Source organism: Neorhizobium sp. LMR1-1-1.1 (assembly GCF_040675795.1).
Taxonomy (GTDB): Bacteria; Pseudomonadota; Alphaproteobacteria; order Rhizobiales; family Rhizobiaceae; genus Neorhizobium; species Neorhizobium cellulosilyticum.
Map to the genome: position 1 here is coordinate 1,150,864 of NZ_JBEGHE010000001.1, position 17,094 is coordinate 1,167,957.

At 58.4% G+C, this 17,094-nt stretch carries 23 protein-coding genes and 1 tRNA gene; 12 read left to right on the plus strand and 12 right to left on the minus strand.

Annotated features, from left to right (window positions below; genetic code table 11):
- Positions 1-174 precede the first annotated feature (174 nt).
- The 3 genes from MRBLMR1_RS05380 (at position 175) to MRBLMR1_RS05390 (ending at position 3,677) form a co-directional block, all read left to right on the plus strand.
- Positions 175-1,962 carry an acetolactate synthase 3 large subunit gene (locus MRBLMR1_RS05380; protein WP_148147655.1) on the plus strand — a complete coding sequence of 596 codons (1,788 nt, stop codon included), beginning with the start codon at positions 175-177 and terminating at the stop codon, positions 1,960-1,962.
- A gap of 46 nt (positions 1,963-2,008) precedes the next feature.
- Complete coding sequence (gene ilvN / locus MRBLMR1_RS05385) at positions 2,009-2,581, plus strand: acetolactate synthase small subunit (RefSeq protein WP_112503697.1); 573 nt, start codon at positions 2,009-2,011, stop codon at positions 2,579-2,581.
- A gap of 142 nt (positions 2,582-2,723) precedes the next feature.
- Positions 2,724-3,677, plus strand: coding sequence for a capsular polysaccharide export protein, LipB/KpsS family (locus tag MRBLMR1_RS05390; protein ID WP_148147656.1), 954 nt, complete (start codon positions 2,724-2,726; stop codon positions 3,675-3,677).
- Between the two features lies 1 nt (position 3,678).
- Here the strand turns inward: MRBLMR1_RS05390 and MRBLMR1_RS05395 are convergent, their stop codons facing one another.
- From MRBLMR1_RS05395 to MRBLMR1_RS05410, 4 genes are all read right to left on the minus strand, one after another.
- Positions 3,679-4,521 (minus strand): aldo/keto reductase, encoded by an 843-nt coding sequence (locus tag MRBLMR1_RS05395; protein WP_148147657.1) that lies wholly within the window; start codon positions 4,519-4,521, stop codon positions 3,679-3,681.
- A gap of 66 nt (positions 4,522-4,587) precedes the next feature.
- Positions 4,588-5,373: an anti-sigma factor family protein gene (locus MRBLMR1_RS05400; protein WP_148147658.1), complete on the minus strand. Its 786-nt coding sequence runs from the start codon at positions 5,371-5,373 to the stop codon at positions 4,588-4,590.
- Positions 5,370-5,936, minus strand: coding sequence for an RNA polymerase sigma factor (locus tag MRBLMR1_RS05405; protein ID WP_148147659.1), 567 nt, complete (start codon positions 5,934-5,936; stop codon positions 5,370-5,372). Before MRBLMR1_RS05405 ends, MRBLMR1_RS05400 begins: the two co-directional genes overlap by 4 nt.
- A complete protein-coding gene (locus MRBLMR1_RS05410) occupies positions 5,920-6,294 on the minus strand; it encodes a hypothetical protein (RefSeq protein WP_148147660.1) in 375 nt (124 codons plus the stop codon). The genes MRBLMR1_RS05405 and MRBLMR1_RS05410 overlap by 17 nt, the downstream gene beginning before the upstream one ends.
- A 209-nt stretch (positions 6,295-6,503) precedes the next feature.
- Between MRBLMR1_RS05410 and MRBLMR1_RS05415 the strand changes: the two genes are divergently transcribed.
- From MRBLMR1_RS05415 to MRBLMR1_RS05425, 3 genes are all read left to right on the plus strand, one after another.
- Entirely contained in the window at positions 6,504-7,628 is a 1,125-nt protein-coding gene (locus tag MRBLMR1_RS05415) for an ATP-dependent DNA helicase (protein WP_148147661.1), read from the plus strand.
- 180 nt (positions 7,629-7,808) lie between these two features.
- On the plus strand, positions 7,809-8,114 hold the full coding sequence (locus MRBLMR1_RS05420; protein WP_148147662.1) for an ETC complex I subunit: 306 nt from the start codon (positions 7,809-7,811) through the stop codon (positions 8,112-8,114).
- 29 nt (positions 8,115-8,143) lie between these two features.
- A tRNA-Arg gene (locus MRBLMR1_RS05425) sits at positions 8,144-8,220 on the plus strand.
- 119 nt (positions 8,221-8,339) lie between these two features.
- Here MRBLMR1_RS05425 and MRBLMR1_RS05430 read toward each other — a convergent pair.
- From MRBLMR1_RS05430 to MRBLMR1_RS05465, 8 genes are all read right to left on the minus strand, one after another.
- A complete protein-coding gene (locus MRBLMR1_RS05430) occupies positions 8,340-9,269 on the minus strand; it encodes a tyrosine-type recombinase/integrase (RefSeq protein WP_500063822.1) in 930 nt (309 codons plus the stop codon).
- 88 nt (positions 9,270-9,357) lie between these two features.
- Positions 9,358-9,699, minus strand: a complete 342-nt coding sequence (locus tag MRBLMR1_RS05435; RefSeq protein WP_500063824.1) for a helix-turn-helix transcriptional regulator — start codon at positions 9,697-9,699, stop codon at positions 9,358-9,360.
- Positions 9,657-9,860: a hypothetical protein gene (locus MRBLMR1_RS05440; RefSeq protein ID WP_500063826.1), complete on the minus strand. Its 204-nt coding sequence runs from the start codon at positions 9,858-9,860 to the stop codon at positions 9,657-9,659. Before MRBLMR1_RS05440 ends, MRBLMR1_RS05435 begins: the two co-directional genes overlap by 43 nt.
- A gap of 606 nt (positions 9,861-10,466) precedes the next feature.
- Positions 10,467-10,724 carry a hypothetical protein gene (locus tag MRBLMR1_RS05445; protein ID WP_500063828.1) on the minus strand — a complete coding sequence of 86 codons (258 nt, stop codon included), beginning with the start codon at positions 10,722-10,724 and terminating at the stop codon, positions 10,467-10,469.
- A 203-nt stretch (positions 10,725-10,927) separates the two neighbouring features.
- Positions 10,928-11,059: a hypothetical protein gene (locus MRBLMR1_RS05450; RefSeq protein WP_312405288.1), complete on the minus strand. Its 132-nt coding sequence runs from the start codon at positions 11,057-11,059 to the stop codon at positions 10,928-10,930.
- A 44-nt stretch (positions 11,060-11,103) separates the two neighbouring features.
- Positions 11,104-11,430 carry a hypothetical protein gene (locus MRBLMR1_RS05455; protein WP_500063830.1) on the minus strand — a complete coding sequence of 109 codons (327 nt, stop codon included), beginning with the start codon at positions 11,428-11,430 and terminating at the stop codon, positions 11,104-11,106.
- 477 nt (positions 11,431-11,907) lie between these two features.
- The gene (locus MRBLMR1_RS05460) at positions 11,908-12,627 is read right to left on the minus strand and encodes an XRE family transcriptional regulator (protein WP_500063832.1); all 720 of its coding nucleotides are present in this window, start codon (positions 12,625-12,627) and stop codon (positions 11,908-11,910) included.
- Positions 12,628-13,465: 838 nt separating this feature from the next.
- Positions 13,466-14,062 (minus strand): hypothetical protein, encoded by a 597-nt coding sequence (locus tag MRBLMR1_RS05465; protein WP_500063834.1) that lies wholly within the window; start codon positions 14,060-14,062, stop codon positions 13,466-13,468.
- 119 nt (positions 14,063-14,181) lie between these two features.
- On the opposite strand from MRBLMR1_RS05465, the gene MRBLMR1_RS05470 reads away from it, so the two are divergent.
- The 6 genes from MRBLMR1_RS05470 (at position 14,182) to MRBLMR1_RS05495 (ending at position 16,974) form a co-directional block, all read left to right on the plus strand.
- Positions 14,182-14,484, plus strand: a complete 303-nt coding sequence (locus MRBLMR1_RS05470) for a helix-turn-helix domain-containing protein (protein ID WP_500063836.1) — start codon at positions 14,182-14,184, stop codon at positions 14,482-14,484.
- Complete coding sequence (locus MRBLMR1_RS05475; RefSeq protein WP_500063838.1) at positions 14,481-14,753, plus strand: hypothetical protein; 273 nt, start codon at positions 14,481-14,483, stop codon at positions 14,751-14,753. The genes MRBLMR1_RS05470 and MRBLMR1_RS05475 overlap by 4 nt, the downstream gene beginning before the upstream one ends.
- Positions 14,754-14,755: 2 nt before the next feature.
- Positions 14,756-15,634, plus strand: coding sequence for a hypothetical protein (locus MRBLMR1_RS05480; protein WP_500063840.1), 879 nt, complete (start codon positions 14,756-14,758; stop codon positions 15,632-15,634).
- 66 nt (positions 15,635-15,700) lie between these two features.
- Positions 15,701-16,009, plus strand: coding sequence for a hypothetical protein (locus MRBLMR1_RS05485; protein ID WP_500063841.1), 309 nt, complete (start codon positions 15,701-15,703; stop codon positions 16,007-16,009).
- Positions 16,006-16,179: a hypothetical protein gene (locus MRBLMR1_RS05490; protein ID WP_500063843.1), complete on the plus strand. Its 174-nt coding sequence runs from the start codon at positions 16,006-16,008 to the stop codon at positions 16,177-16,179. The genes MRBLMR1_RS05485 and MRBLMR1_RS05490 overlap by 4 nt, the downstream gene beginning before the upstream one ends.
- Before the next feature lie 24 nt (positions 16,180-16,203).
- On the plus strand, positions 16,204-16,974 hold the full coding sequence (locus tag MRBLMR1_RS05495) for an ATP-binding protein (RefSeq protein WP_500063845.1): 771 nt from the start codon (positions 16,204-16,206) through the stop codon (positions 16,972-16,974).
- Positions 16,975-17,094: the final 120 nt, after the last annotated feature.

Consider the following 17,094-nt stretch of genomic DNA (forward strand, 5'->3'; position numbering starts at 1 on the left):
GGACGGTGTAACCGTCCGGCGTTAGCCACCCATGCGCGGAAAGACAGGCTCCTAAGGGGCCTTTTTTTATGCCTTGTTTCCGGTCGATCATCTCAATCCAAAGGACCAGAAGCAAATCTCCAGCAGCAATCCAGGCCATTGCAGATAAAAGGCCAGACATCAGGAGGACAGGACATGACGGACACGGCGGATAACGGCAACCGGATGACAGGCGCCGAAATCGTGCTTCGCGCTTTGAAGGACAATGGCGTCGAACATCTCTTCGGTTACCCAGGCGGCGCCGTTCTTCCGATCTATGACGAGATTTTCCAGCAGGATGACATCCAGCATATTCTCGTCCGTCATGAACAGGGCGCCGGCCATGCGGCCGAAGGTTACGCTCGCTCCACCGGCAAGGTTGGCGTCATGCTGGTGACCTCCGGTCCGGGTGCAACAAATGCGGTCACGCCGCTGCAGGACGCGCTGATGGATTCGATCCCGCTGGTCTGCCTGACCGGCCAGGTTCCGACCACGCTGATCGGTTCGGATGCGTTTCAGGAAGCCGATACCGTGGGCATCACGCGCCCCTGCACCAAGCACAACTGGCTGGTGAAGGATGTCAACGAACTGGCAGGCATCATCCATGAGGCGTTCCGTATCGCACAGACTGGTCGCCCCGGCCCGGTCGTTGTCGATATCCCAAAGGACGTACAGTTCGCCACCGGCACCTATGTTCCGCCTTCGGAAGCGTCGGCAAGCAAGAGCTACAAGCCGAAGGTCAATGGTGATCTGAAGGCGATCCAGGCTGCAGTCGAACTGATGGCAACAGCTCGTCGTCCGATCCTCTATACCGGCGGCGGCGTCATCAATGCCGGCCCGGAAGCCTCCAAGCTGCTGCGCGAACTGGTCGAATTGACCGATTTCCCGATCACCTCGACGCTGATGGGTCTGGGCGCCTATCCGGCTTCGGGCAAGAACTGGCTCGGCATGCTCGGCATGCACGGTTCCTACGAAGCCAACATGGCGATGCATGACTGTGACGTCATGGTCTGTATCGGCGCCCGTTTCGACGACCGTATCACCGGCCGCCTGAACGCGTTTTCGCCGAATTCGCGCAAGGTCCATGTCGATATCGATCCGTCGTCGATCAACAAGAACGTTCGGGTCGATATTCCGATCATCGGCGATGTCGGTCATGTTCTGGAAGACATGGTCCGCCTATGGCGGGCGCTGCCGAAGAAGCCGGAAAAGGCCCAGGCCGCCGAATGGCGCTCTTCAATCGAGACCTGGCGCGCACGCAAGTCGTTCTCCTACAAGAACTCCAACGACGTCATCATGCCGCAATATGCGCTGGAGCGTCTTGCTGAAGCGACAAAGGGCCGGGAGACCTTCATCACCACCGAAGTCGGCCAGCACCAGATGTGGGCAGCCCAGTTCTTCGGCTTCGAGGAGCCAAATCACTGGATGACATCAGGCGGTCTCGGCACGATGGGATACGGCCTGCCGGCAGCGCTCGGCGTTCAGGTTGCACATCCGGATGCGCTTGTTATCGATATTGCCGGTGACGCGTCTATCCAGATGTGCATCCAGGAAATGTCCTGCGCCATCCAGCATAACCTGCCGGTGAAGATCTTCATTCTGAACAACCAGTATATGGGCATGGTGCGCCAGTGGCAGCAGCTGCTGCACGGCAACCGCCTGTCGAATTCCTACACCGAAGCCATGCCCGATTTCGTCAAGCTGGCGGAAGCCTATGGCGCTGTCGGCATGTATTGCGACGATCCCAAGGAACTGGATGGCAAGATTGCCGAGATGATCGCGGTAAAGGCGCCGGTTATCTTTGATTGCCGGGTTGCCAATCTCGCCAACTGCTTCCCGATGATCCCATCTGGCAAGGCACATAACGAGATGCTGTTGCCGGATGAGGCTTCGGACGAAGCTGTTGCGACGGCCATCGATGCAAAGGGCCGCCAGCTCGTTTGATACGAGTTGGCATTCCTGACAAGATTTTAAGGAACGGACCCAGATCATGAACGCACATCAGCAGCCGACCGGTTCTGCCTATTTCATCAGCCCGGAAACCGCCAAGGTCGAGAGCCATACGCTATCGGTTCTTGTCACCAACGAACCGGGCGTGCTTGCCCGCGTCATCGGCCTTTTCTCCGGCCGTGGCTACAATATCGAAAGTCTCACCGTATCGGAGACTGAACACGAATCCCACCTATCGCGAATTACGATCGTGACCAACGGTACGCCGACCGTTCTTGAGCAGATCAAGGCGCAGCTTGAGCGGATCGTTCCGGTGCATCGGGTCGTCGACCTGACGGTGCGTGCGGGCCAGCTTGGTCAGGAACGCCCGATCGAGCGCGAAGTGGCGCTGATCAAGGTGGCCGGAACCGGTGAAAGCCGGGCCGAAGTTTTGCGCCTTGCCGATGCCTTCCAGGCGAAGGTTGTGGATGCGACGGTCGGTCACTTCATTTTCGAGATCACCGGAAAATCCTCGAAAATCGACCAGTTCGTGGCGGTGGTGAAGCCGCTCGGACTGATTGAAGTCTGCCGCACGGGCATCGCGGCGATGAATCGCGGCCCACAGGGCATGTAACGCGATTGGACAAAGCTGACCGTCCGGAGTAGGCGATAACAATTCGCCTCAAACGTGGACGGTCGTTGCCTTGAAATATGATGATCCCGGCAGGATCGGGGGAAAGCCCTGGCTCCCCCCGGTCGGAACGTCGCTCGGAGCCATGCGGTGGCTTCGCAAAGACATGCCGTGGGTGAAGGATTATCTCGGATTGCCTGAGGTCCGGACCTGCCTTGCTCCTGGCATTGGCGGAACCATCGCCTGGGGTGGCCGCATCGTCGCGAAGATGACGGAGACGATAGCAGCGGCGCGCAATCTGCCGCATTGGCGGCTTGAGGATGGATTTCTCCGTTCCGTTCAACTCGGAAAATCCGGCGTTTTGCCATTTTCTATCGTCGCGGACGATCTGGCCTTGTCAACGGATGCGTCGAAGGCGTCGCGCCTGGAGCGAATTATCGCTGAAATGTCAGACGATGGCGGGCAGGAGGCGAGGGACGTGCGCGACGCGATCGTTCGGCATGGCCTTTCCAAATACAACCATCTTCCGCATCAGGAACCGAAGTTCGAGCCAAGCGGCAAACGCAGAATTCTTCTGATCGACCAGGTGAAGGGAGACGTCTCCGTTCCGCTTTCGCTCGGCTCATCGGCATCCTTCGTCGCCATGCTCGACGATGCGCTGGCGAGTGGTGCCCAGTGTATCGTTCGTACTCATCCGGACGTTATTGCCGGCTACAGGAAGGGCTATCTTACCGAGATGGCGGCAGGCAGGGCGGGGGTCACGCTGTCGGCCGAACCTGTCTCAGCTGCGTCGATCCTGAAGGTGGTCGACGAGGTCTGGACGGTTGCCAGCCAGTTCGGTTTCGACGCGCTTTTGCGCGGTGTGCCGGTACGCTGTTACGCCGCGCCCTTCTATAGCAGTTGGGGCCTGACCGAGGACCACATGAACGAGCTTGCCCGAGCAACCGTCTCTAAGCGCCGAGGGATAACGCGCAGTATCGACCAGCTTACCGCTGCTGCCTTCATCGATTATCCGATCTATCGCGATCCGGAGACCCGGCAGGCGTCGAATGTGTTTAAGGCGATCGATGCGATCGTCGCCGGGCGGGCACATCTTTAGCTCACAGCATTTCCAGCGGCTGTTTCCTGAACGGCGGCGGGAAGACTGTGTCGAGTGCCGCCCAATCCTCCCTGCTGATCTCCAGCCCTGCGGCGCCAGCATTTTCCTCAACGCGGTGAGGATCGCTGGATTTCGGGATGGCGATCGTGTTTCGCGCTCGCATGACAAAGGCCAGCGCCAGTTGGGCTGGTGTTGCCTGATAGGCCTTGGCGATGCGGATCAATTCAGTGTTGCGCAATATCCGGCCCTGTTCGATGGGCGAATAGGCCATGATCGGAATGCCGCGTTCCTGACACCAGGGCAGGAGGTCGTGTTCGATACCCCGGCGGGAGAGATTGTAGAGGACCTGATTGGCGGCGCAGTTTTCTCCGTCTTCCACCTCCATCAGGTCTTCCATGTCCTCGACATCGAAATTCGAGACGCCCCATTCGCGAATCTTGCCCGCTCTGCGCAGCTCCTCAAAACCGGCCACGGTTTCCTCAAGATCATGCTCGCCACGCCAATGAAGAAGATAGAGGTCCAGCAGATCGGTTTTCAACCTTTGAAGGCTTCTCTCACAGGCGTCTATGACGCCCTGGCGGCTGGCATTGAAGGGATAGACCTTGCTGACGAGGAAGACGTCGTCACGCCGCCCCTCGATTGCCTTTCCGGTAATGAGTTCGGCTCCGCCTTCGCCGTACATTTCGGCCGTATCGATCAGCGTCATGCCGAGATCGAGGCCGCGTTTCAGGCTCTCGACCTCCTGGCTGGAGGTCAGGGCATTCTCGCCCATCTTCCATGTCCCGAGTCCCAGCGAGGGCAAAAGTGTTCCGGACGGGAGAGTTGCGGCGGCAATATCGTGCATGTGAAAACCCCGGTTCGGCCTTTAAAAGGCTAACCTAAGACTTTCTTTGCGGATGCCAAGCATCGCTCAGGACGGAAACTGGCGATAACATTCCTCCGCGACTTTCTGCAGCGTGGTTCGCGAGATTTCACCGGTGACCGCATAACCTAGATCGCCGTCGATCCAGTAGAACGTCTCGATATCGCCGGCAGAGGCAAAGCGGAAGCTTGTGGACTGGTTTTGCGGATTTCGCCCGACGATCACGGTCAGCCGTTGACCGCCTGCATCCTCATACATGAACATGGCGCCGGCAGTGCCGACGACCGGCAACAATCGTCCTCCGACAAGGCGAAAGCCAAGCGATTGCAGGTTGGGCACCTTGAGGTCGGGGATCGACAGCCGTTTGCCGAGCCAAGTGGCGAGATGTGCCTCCTGATCGGCAAAAACCTCGACCGGGTGGCGGACTTCGCTTGCATAGACGAGGAAGGCGTTGTGGGCCTCCTGCGGAAGGGCATCGGCATAGGCCTGCGCGAGTTCGGATTTCTCAAACAGGGCAGGGGTGTAATGCCCGCCCAGCGCGCCAAGCGCGAAGATCGCAATCGACGCTGCGACGAGCGACAGGCGGCTTGCACGCAGGCTCCTCGTCCGGTTGCCGCTCATGGTAACCAGTTGAAGGTCTGCGGCTGACGATTTCCGGTAACCGGCAAAGGCTGAGCGGAGGCCGTCGTTTTGCGACTGCCAGTCGGCGATCATTTCTGCCGCCTCGGGATTTTCACCGAGAAATTCTTCCACGCGCCGGCGATCTGCTTCGTCGAGGAGATCATCGACATAGGCGTGCAGCTGTTCCTCGGAGATGGAGCGGCGCTCTGTCATAGGGGTCTCCGCAGTGGAATGATGTTGGCTTCGCGCATCTTTTCCCGCAGTGCGTGACGTGCGCGCGATAGCCGCGACATGACCGTCCCTATGGGGATGTCCAGCATCTCGGCCACCTCCTGATAGGCATATCCCTCGACGACGACCAATGTTAGGACGACGCGAAATTCTGCCGGAAGGTTTGCCAGAGACTGCATCAGCCGCCGGCTTTCGAGCGGATCTGCGGACGTCATGGCGAGATCGTCGATCTCGCTGCCATCGATTGTCGCCGATGGGTGACGTATGCGAAATCGGTGCGCGTTGAGATGAAGATTAGTCATGATCCGGTAGGCCCATGCCTTGAAATTTGTGCCGCGCCACTGGCTGCGGCTGACGAGGGCCTTTTCGACACAGTCCTGCAGCAAATCCTCACTCTCCGTGTCCGATCGCGTCAGGCTGCGTGAATAGCGCCTGAGCTGCGGCAGGAGAGCGAGGATTCTTGCTTCAAAGGCAACCGGTGCGAGGTCTTCGGTCTCGCCTCCGGTCGCCCTTTCAGAGTTGGGAAGATCAGGGCTTGGCGACATCCCAGACACCGTTCACGCCATCACCGGTCGTGTCGCCCTGCTTGGTGTCCTTCACCCAGTAATAGAGCGGCATGCCGTCCTTGGCCCATTGTTTTGCCCCGTCCTTGCGGGTGACGAGCGAGTATGCACCATCAGGCTTGGCATCGGAAGCGGCCATGACCGGCGGCCAGTTCTGGGCGCATTTGTCGTAGCAGTTCGACGTGCCGGCCTTGTCGTTCTTGAAAGTGTAGACCGTCATGCCTTTTTCGCCGGCAAGCACGTTTCCCTTGGCGGTCTTGACCGTCGTGAACGGGCTTGCGGCGAGGGCTGCGGTGGCGAGCGCGGCGAATGCGGTAGTAGCGAGGATGAGCTTTTTCATCGGGCGTCTCCTGATTTGAGGTGGCTCTCTCCCGGCCACCGATGTCATGACACCGGCATGCCCGAATTTATTCCCCACGAGCCGAAGATTTTTTTCATTTTCGACAGACAGGCGGCCGATAAGCGCAGCAGGCGCCGTTATCCTCGGCTTTGATTCATCTTTCGTTCTTTTCTGTTGCGCTTTCTCCGAGAATCCTGCCAAGTCCCGGCATGCAATTTGCACCGCAACAGGATGAGGCCCTCAAGGCCGTTTCGCGCTGGCTGAAGGATGGGCGCAGCCAGGTTTTCCGGCTGTTCGGTTATGCCGGCACCGGCAAGACGACGCTTGCCAAACATTTCGCCGAACATGTGGACGGAGAGGTTCTGTTTGCAGCCTTTACCGGCAAGGCGGCGCAGGTGTTGCGCTCCAGAGGCGCCCGCAACGCCAAGACTATCCACTCGCTGATCTACCGCCCACGCGGCGAGGAGGCGGTCGAAGACGAAGAGACAGGCAAGACCTCGATCGCGCCGATGTTCGCCATCAATCGCCAGAGCCCCGTCGCCAAGGCAGCCCTCATAGTCATCGACGAATGCTCGATGGTCGACGAGGCGCTTGGCAAAGATTTGATGAGCTTTGGTACGCCAATCCTGGTCCTCGGCGATCCCGGTCAGCTGCCGCCCGTTTCAGGCGGCGGTTTCTTCACCGAGCAGGAACCGGACTATCTCCTGACCGAAATCCATCGCCAGGCGCAGGACAACCCTATCATCCAGCTCGCCATGCAGGTGCGCGAGGGCAAGGAGATCATGTATGGGGATTACGGAAAGGCGCAGGTCATTTCACGCGACGAGGTGACTCAGGATCTTGTGCTCGGTGCCGACCAGGTTCTTGTCGGCACCAACCGCACCCGCAAGCGCTATAACCAGCGCCTGCGCGAGCTGAAGGGCTTTACGGCCGATTATCCGCAATCCGGCGACAAGCTGGTATGCCTGAGGAACGACCAGGTCAAGGGCCTGCTCAACGGTTCGCTCTGGCAGGTGATGAGCGCCTCACGAGAAACGGTGAAGCCGGGCATCAACCTGATGATCCGCCCGGAAGACGACGACATGGATCGCGGTGCCGCGAAGATCAAGCTTCTCAAGGCTGCCTTCGAGAGCGAGGAAGAAATTCCGTGGTCGATGCGCAAGCGTTACGACGAGTTCGATTACGGTTATGCGCTGACGTGCCACAAGGCGCAGGGTTCGCAATGGAACAATGTCGTGTTGTTCGACGAGAGCTTTGCGTTTCGCGATACGCGCGAGCGCTGGCTTTATACGGCGATCACCCGGGCCGCCGAGACGCTGACGATTGTAAGATAGAAGTCGGGGCTTGGCCCTAGCCTCCGCTGTTTCAATGGCCATGGAGGTCGTTGACAATGAACCGGGGACACGGCAAAAGCGTTGGTACCGCAATGCCGCGATATCGTTGAATCGGTTGACGGCATTCTCAGGCAGATAGGATGCCTGGATCGCGGACGAATTTATGGGGTTGGTGAACTCATGGCTGCGAAGATCTATCGTCCTGCAAAAACTGCAATGCAGTCGGGCAAGGCCAAGACCCGTCTGTGGGTTCTGGAGTTCGATCCTGAAACGCCGCGCAGCATCGATCCGATCCTGGGTTATACGTCATCCGGCGACATGAAGCAGCAGCTCCGTCTGACTTTCGAGACGCAGGAACTGGCTGAAGCCTATGCGCAGCGCGAGGGCATAGAATACCGGGTCATTCACCCGAAAGACGCAAACCGGCAGGCAGTGTCCTACACGGACAATTTCCGGTTCAATCGCCTGCAGCCCTGGACACACTGATTATTGCGGCACAAAGCTGCCGCCTATAAGGCCCCTTAGCTCAACTGGATAGAGCAGCTGCCTTCTAAGCAGCAGGTCGCAGGTTCGAGTCCTGCAGGGGTCGCCAACAATTTCAATAGTTTATGTGGCGATCGTGGTTCTGCGGTTTGCAGAAAACGGGAGCGGTTTGCAAAATCCGTTCATACGTTGTTCTAGCCACACAACCCAGAAATGAAAAAGCCCGCATCACGCGGGCTTTTTTTTCTCTGTTTTTTTCTGGCTGGACTGGAAGTCCTCAAGCTTCCTGATGGCTTCCTCTGCCAAGGCCGTCTTCCCACCGAGATAGTGGGCGTCAAGGATAGCTTCAACATCCTTCAGGCTGTGTCCGGTGATGGCGGCGATCTGAGCAACAGAGCATCCCGCCAAAGCCAGCCTGGTGACGGCGGTGCCGCGGAGATCGTGAAACGTGAGATCTCCACAGCCAGCTTTGTTTTTGGCTTTCGACCAGCTGGTGTTGAAGCCATCCGGGGTCCACGGTTTTTTGTCTCGCTTATTTGTCAGGATTACTGGCGAGATCTGCGGCAGAGTGTCGAGAAGATCTCGCAGCTGTCCGCCAGCTAGGATTTTGACCCGAGCTCCAGTTTTTCCCTGCTTCACTTTTATGTGCGTGCCATCGTAGTCACTCCAAGGCGCCCTCAGCAAGTCGCCCTTTCGCTGACCTGTCCATAGAGCCATGATGACAGCAGCCTTGATTTCTTCGGAGGCTACGGCGAACAGCGCTTCGAGCTTCTCGTCGGTCCAGATGCTTTCGTTGCGATCCGCCACGTACAGGCGGCCGCCGCGCTGAGCTTGGTTGACGTTGATTCGCCCTCGATCCTTCGCCACCGACAAGACCCGCGCCAGAACCATCCATGCGAAATCAGCCGTGCGAGGGCGGTCGGCCATGGTGTCGCGCCACTCCTTAAATTTGCCTCGTGCGCGGTTATCCTGGATGGCGACGAGCGACATCTTCCCGAACCTGTCCCGGATCTGGTCGAGGTAACGATTGTAGTTGCGTGTCGAATCCTTCGACAATTTGGTGAAGTCCGTCGATGCCCGGTACTCAGTGATTAGCTTGTTCATGTTCTCAGCAGGATCAATGAACCGATCTTTGGTGGCCTCAACAAAAGCCCGCATGAGAAGCGGATCTCCTGGCTGGATAGGGCGACCGGCCTTATCCTTTAGGAGCGGACCGCCACGCCAGGCATAGCAGTAAGTTATGGTCTTACCGCTTGCAAGGCGCTTTTTTACCGTGGCTAGGCCCTTCAGTTTTTCCCGAGCCATATTCCCGCTCCCATTTTTCGAACTCGTCTTCCTGATTGTCGTTGGCGACATCAAGGCCGCTGATGGCGTCGAGCTTCGCGTCGATTGCCTTCTTATCCCACTTTCGCGTCCCTGCGATTGCCGCTGGCATCTTATGGGTGGATACCCAAAGGGAGAATGTCGATTCCCCGATGCCGAGGTAGGCTGCCGCCTCTCTTCTGCCGAGTAGGCGAGGGCTATTGTCATTGGCTGGTGACATGCTCACGCCGCAGCCCTCCTTTCGGCTTTTCTTCTCGCGGTGCATTTCCGCCACTGCTCTCGGCGAATGGCGGCATGCTTGCGATTGATATGGTAGTAGACGGTGCCAGTGTGGACGCCGTACCGCTCCGCGATCTCTTTGACTGGCACATTGCCGGCCATAGCTCGCCACTCATTGGCGGTCTTGCTGGTGATGCGTTTAGTCATGGAGTACCCAATCCCTCAATTGGTGCGGTTGGTCGGAACTATTGCCTACCGGGATCAGTTCGTAGTCTGAGGAAGCACAGACACGAGGGATATCATGGCTAGCAGACAAGACAGAGTTAACAGCGGCAGGCCACCCCTTAAGCAGAGGTTCGGCAAGGGAAGTATGGTCCTCGTAGGAGCACTGTCCCTCGGGGCGATTCTTGCAATTTTTGTTGGCGTCATCATCGTGTATGGCGGCCTCAACGCCGGCTGACAGGCTCGGTGACGTCGAGGGGTCCGATCTGCCCGAAAGAGCGACACGAAGGACGGCCTCAGCAGCCCCGCGAAACGCATCTGGTGTGCCTTTGCCAACGCGGTCTGCCAAAGCCTGGGTGCCTTCGTCGATCATTCGCTGATTGATCATCGACCCATCCTGTCAATCATAGTGCCAAGGGCCGCGCCGCTCGCAATCGCAACAAGCGTCCACACGCACAAAATCAATTCCCAACTCGTCATCACTTCGCCTCCAAGGCATATCCGCGCCACTTGGGCATCGGATCGCAGCCACGCTGCAGTGTGGAAGTGCAGCAGCCCGTAAGGGCCGCTGCGATAATCAGCACGACCAGCCTACGCAGCACGGCGCTGCTGGCGGTTGTCGTTGGCCGGGCGCGGCTTGGTGCCGCTGACCTGGCGCAGGGCAGCAGCAATGGCCTGATGGCGGCGGTTGCGCTTCCGCTCGTGCCAGCCCGCGACTGCGGCAAGCACCTTCGCCGTGTTGGTGTCCTCGGTGAGGTTGGCGATAACCTCTAGATTGTCAGCCTGGCGGGTCGGCACGAAGTCCGCATGGAATTCGGCCGCAAGTCTTCTGGCGTCCTGTTGGCGCATGTTTTGGTCTCCTTCTGTGGTGGTGGTTGGTGATTGGTGACCGGCGCGACCATGATGGAAGTTTGGCAGCCACCATCCGCAGCCGCGCCGGTATTGCCCCGAGGGCAATTAGAAATTCAGATGGCTGCCCCAAATGGTGATGGCAGCGATGCAGCTACCTGCTGCAAGAGCGGAAACAAGATCATGCAGGAAGTCGCGCAAGGTCATGAGAACCTCCAGTGCGTCGGCGTGTAGTAGACGTACATAGAGCCGTCAGGATGCCACCAAAGATTGCCGTTGCGCTTGAGCTTCTGGATATTCCGGATGCCGTCCGCGTCGTCGATCTTGGTCTCCACGACAACTCCAACAGGCGGGAGCTTGTCAGCTGTGGAGAACCACATCAGGCAGCGTCTTGCTGATCGTCCCAGTCCGCGCCGTCGACGATCGACGAGACAGACAGCACGTCGTAACGGCCGCCGTTCTGCTTCTGCAGACGCTCAGCTTCGGTGCGAGCCGAGTCGATGTTCGGGTGTTCGAAAGGGTAGCCGCTCGGCGTTACACGGCCGTTGCGCTCGCCGCGATGGAACACAAAATGCCCGCCGCCGACTTTTTCATTGCGGCGCGGGCGAGACTTCTTCTTAGCCTTATGGTCAGGGCGCAGCATCGGCTCGGCAGAGCTGGCGAGCGTTCTGATGTCGTCGAAATCTTCCGGGGTAGGTCTGTACATTGGTAATCTCCTCAAGAGCGTGGTGCTCGCCGCGGTTCCAGCGAGTGAGGAGAGGTGTACACCGCGCGGAAACAAAAAGCAAGTACGGTGCGTACAAAATAATTACGTACAGATAAGCGGCTTCTGCGACAAGGTTTTCTTACGCGCCGAATCAATTCGACTCGACATCACGATCGAGTCCTGCTTTACAAAAGAGAACGAAAAGGGAACGGGGTTAGCGGCGATGCGGCATGCGCCAGTCAATCATCCAGATGCAATGCGATTGGTGATCGAGCTGTCGAGTCTTTATGTCGCGTGCGACGATTGCGGCCATTCTAGAGTGCTCAGCATCAGCGGCCTACGGCGCGCGTCAGAACTGGGCGTGCACAACTACATGCAGCTCTGCCGAAAGATCAGGTGCAGCGAGTGCCCGAAGGCGCCGCCTGCCCATAGAAATTTGACCATCCGGCCAACGTGGCTTGAGGAAGTGGTTGCGGCTTACACCGTGGCGTGAAAGACGATCTTGTGAACCGAAAACACTCGATCTGAGTCGAACTCGAGTTCGTTTGTTTCAGCTTCGTCGGGGTTGTGCTGCCAGAGCCTGGTCACCTTGGAGGATTTCGAGACGAAGCGCTTAATGTAGCTTTCGCGGCCATTCTCCTCGTCGGTAAGCAACTGGACTACAACGTCATCGCCTTGCCGTACAGGCTCGTGCGGGTTCAGCCAGACGGTTTCTCCGGCATAATATCGCGGCTCCATCGATGTGCCGTATACGCGCACAGCGTATGCGTCCTCGACGCCTTCCAACATAGGCGGCGTGAAAACGCGTCCGACCTCGCTTCCATTGAGAATAAACCGTCCGTTCGCGCCACCTGCGGTCTGGCCGAGCAGGGGTATTGATTCTGTCGCAGAGAAGCGCTGCCACCGGGGAGGGAAGCTGGCGTTCGGCGTTGGCTTGACCACCTCGATCTCTTCGACGAGGTCGTGGCCCAGCAAGTGCGACACGCTTACCTTGAAAGCCTCGGCGTACTTACGCGCGAACGGTTCGCTGATTTTTCGGCGGCCGAGTTCATGGCTTGAGTACGTGTCCTGGTTCCACGATGGAAACCTCTCGAATACCTGTGATCGCTTCTGATAGCCGGCGGCAACGCGCGCAGCGACGAGCCTTTGAGCCATTTGCTCTGTAACTTCTTTGTTTAAATTGCTTTTTTCGGCCATGCACATGGGGTACTAAAAAAATTATGTACCCGCTGTACGAATTTATGTTGCGTTCTTAGTACGGAACGTGTACCCATTCAAGTGTCACCGGGTCGTAGGGCAAACACCACGCGGAGACGAACATGGCGAACGACTTTACTTCGACTGACAGAAGAGGTTCCTGGGGGCAGGAGCCGCAAAGAAGAGTTTCAAAGAAGGGGCGAGGACCGCCCACATACTAGGCCATGAAGGTCGCAAACCATTTTTATCACCACACATGAGGAGAAAATATGCGGATTTCAGAGGGCGAAGGCGGAAGAAGAAGACTGGATAGCAGGTGGATTCCACCCAGAAGAAGATGCAGGCCGCCTCCGGGCGGCTTTTCCTTTTTATAGGAGCAGTAATTTCTGCTCCCACCACCAACCACCACACTTCGAGGGGACTATGAGAAGATTTCAGAAAACAGAACAGATTTGTGCGCTCGCTGGCGAAGGCCCGCGGCGCTTTTGGCGCTTGGAGCTAAAAGAGCGGGACTGATCCCCCGCCACCCGGCAAAAGTCCGGGGACAGTGGCGCCTACCAAGCATCTCCACCATCCCCGTCGATCGCTTCACCACGGCAAGCCGGGTCACTAATTTCTTCTTCAAGGTGCAGGCAGACCCGAAGGTCGGCACCACCCGCTTAGCTGCTGCCCTTGAAGTTCGTACTAAGCCGAGGAGGAGACTGCCGCAGCGGTTTTACTCAAGGCTGTTCCATACCGACACCACATCGGCGATGTCGTTATGACTCAATTTGTGAAATTTGTCAAATATCTATGATGATAAATAGCACCTGCTAATAGGTGGCCGTTAGGTGGGCTTTCAGATGCGCTCGGAGAGGACTATTACGTGCACAGCATCGACGTCGGGAATTTCAATCGGATCAGCCCCAAAGCGGTGCAGGGTTGCATTGCCGTTCTCCAGCTTCGCGAGCCGACCGATCCAACCGTTTCCACGAGCGTGAGCGACAACGTCATGTCCCGGCTTGGGCCAAATGCCAGGATCAAGCCATGCCTTGCACCCAACCGGAAGCGCCGGCTCCATGATTTTCGTGTCGACGATAACAGCGTACCGCCCTTCAGGGACGTTCTTGCGGCTTGTGTCGAACTTCAGTTTGGCTTCCTTGCGGTCAGCCATTCGGCCGTATGTGCGGACGTTGGAGTACACAGTGAGGGGCGGCAGCTTGCCGCCGGGCGAGCCAGTCGCCTCGTCGATCAATTCTTTCAGTGTGTCTTCTGGTACGTTCAGAAACTTCGAAAGAGCAGGCCACACCTTTTCTCGCGGTATGCGTCCAGCCTTCCAAGTGCTGTACGTCTGCTGCAGGACGCCAAGTTCCACAGCGCACTCTCGCTCGGTCAGGCCGCGCGATTTCTGCTCGTTGATGATGAGTTGCGAGAGGCGAGATTTTTGTTCAGGCATGAGGAGGGCGACCGCCAAATATTGACAAATTTGTAAAAACAATATAGTCTGCGAACGTTAATTACAAGTGCAACCACACTTGGCCGGGCATGGCCCGTACACCACATCAGAGGAGCAATATGACGCAAATCACCAGCGATACGCTGGCGGATATGCACGCTCGTCGCCTCAGAGGCGAGAGCTGTGCTGATATCGCCAGATCCTACGGCATCAAAGAGATGACCGTCTACCAACGTCTGCGCCGCGAGTTCGGCCTGGATATCTATAAGCAACGCCCCGTCGCCGCAAACGACAACGTGCCAGGCCGGGTCCGCAAGATGGCCGCACATAACGGCGGTTGCTCTACCCTTAGCGGCATGATGCCGGTGACTTTGGCTCGCGTGCCGACTGTCGACGGCCCCGATCTGCAGGTGGCGGCATGAGTTGCCCTGATTGCGGAGCTCTCGACGTCGGTGATGTCGTCGAGCACAAGATGAACACCAACGTCATTGGCATCGTCATCGGCTTCATGGGAAGCCTTGCGGTTATCCGCACCAGCCCGACGCTCGAAGTGCTTTCCTTCCATGAGTGGGAACTCCGGGCGATCGCAGACGACGAGACGCCGCCGAGCAAGGCGGAAGAGCCGACACCGGGCGTAATCGTGAATTTTGCTGACTATTTGCGCGGCGCGAAGCCGGCGGGGAGGGCGTGATTATGGGTAAGTTTGAAAATCTGCCGAAGGTAGGCGACCGCGTCAAAATCGTTGCGTCGGATGTGGTTAGCCACTGGAATATGCACTGGGCAAATGAGGTCGGCGCACGCTTGAGTAACGGAGATCTCGTCTATGTCAGCAAGGTCACACCGCGCTATCTCGATGGGCAGGCCGGACTGACGATTGCAGCTACGCCGGGCGGCGCCGGTCCTCGCTGGACAATTGACCGGTTCGCACCAGTCGATAACGCAACCCTCAGCATCGAAGCCGGCAAGTTCTACAAGACGCGCGACGGACGGAAAGTTGGGCCGATGGAGAAGATCGACTATACTTGGCCATTCCTCGGCGCAGCGGAAGGCAGCAGTAAGGCATATTACAATGCTGATGGCTCGTGCCCGTACATTCCTGAAGACGACCTCATCGCCGAATGGGTCGACGAGCCCGCTGCACGGATTGCCAAGGCCAGCAACGACAACGCGGCGGCGAAGCCGAAGTTCAAGGTGGGTGATCGGGTGCGCATCGTGAGAGCACGACTGTCCCACAAGAAGCCGCATATCGGCGACGAATTCGTCATCCAGCGCGAAACGTACAAAGTAGATGGCGAGAAAACGTGGGGTGGCGAAGGCGCGCACGGCTGCGTGTGGCTGGAAAGCGAACTCGAGCTCGCGCCCTCCACACTCGCCATCGTCGCCCTGATCGAAAACGGCCAGCCGAAGCCGGCCACAAAGCCGAAGATCCACGCCGACCAGGCATCGGCCACTGCGGAAGCGGAGCGCCTCGCTCTCGCCTATCCCGGCCAGCAGTTCGGCGTCTTCATTCTTGCGGACAGCAGGATTGCTGACGAGGTGATCACCAAGACCGCGGTCCTTCGCGCCGCCTAACCAACCCCACCACCATCACCACAGCAACAGCCGTGCGCCTCACCAGCGCACGGCAAGAGGAGACCTATGTCCAACATCTTCACAGATCTCGCCAACCGCGAGCACGAGAACGACAGCAAGCTCGGCATGCCGTCCACCAGCTACGAGCACCGCGTCCGCCGCAAGACGCTGATGGAGAAGCTCGCCGGCGGCAAAGGCTGGCGCAATCCAAAGAAGGAACTGCGCAAGTTTGCCAACGGCACAACTCGCGGCCAGCGCAAGCGCGCCCTGCGTGCCGTCTTCGATGCGAAGGTCAGCGAGGATCGGCCTTACCTCTTCATGCACAGCGCGGCTCGCGCTCGCTGGCGCGCAGAGAAGGTAAGGGCGGCGGCATGAAATCCCCATGGGCACACTACGCCACCACCGGCACGCCGCTCGATTACACGCCGATCGATGCGCCCATCGTCGAGAAGTCTGACATTCCTGACCGGCCTTCTAGGCTCTGGGGCTGGGTCTACGCCACAGGCGCGCTCATTGCCGGCGTATTGCTCGGCGCACTGATCTAACCACCCACCACAAGAGGAGACTGCATGGCTATTAGCCTATCATCCCTGAAATCGACGAAGAGAGCCGATCCGCCCGTGATTCTGCTCTACGGCGTCGATGGTATCGGCAAGACCAGCCTCGCCGCTGAGTTTCCCGACGCCATCTATCTCGCCACGGAAGGCGAGCGACCGCCGTCTGACGTCGAGCTCGTCACGCCCGGAACGATCGAGAGCTTTGACGAACTGCTCGACATCTTCGGCGAGCTTCTTACCGAGGAGCATGACCGCAAGACCGTCATCCTGGACAGCCTCGACGGACTCGAGCCGCTCGTCTGGCGCGCCACATGCCAACGTATCGGCGTCGCGACCATCGAAGAGCCGGGCTATGGCCGTGGCTACATCGAGACCGACACCGAGTGGAACGAGCTGATGTCTGCGGTCTCGGCGCTGGCTAAGCGCGGCATCTGCGTCGTCATGCTTGCCCACCCGGAGATCGTGCGCTTCGACAGCCCGGTGACGGACCCGTACAGCCGATACCAGCCGAAGCTTCACAAGCGCGCTAATGCGCTGGTTCGTGAGAAGTCGGACATAGTCGCGTTCTGCAACTATCGCGTCTCCATCAAAGAGAAGGAAGTGGCTCGCCAGACGAAGGTGGCGCATGCGGAAGGCGGCAAGGAGCGCCAGATCCACCTAAACGAGGGCGCAGGTTTCCAAGCCAAGAACAGGTATAGCATGCCAGACACCATCCCCTACCGTAAGGGCAGTGGCTACAGCGAGTTGGCAAAGTATTTTCCTGAGCCAACGGGCATCCAGTAGTGGATGCGGCGAACGACAAGCTTCCGAGCACAAAGGAAGCAGCAAGAGAAGCGGGCCTCAGGCACTACTTTACTGGCCTACCCTGCAAGCGATGGCACGTTGCTTGCCGTTACACCAGCA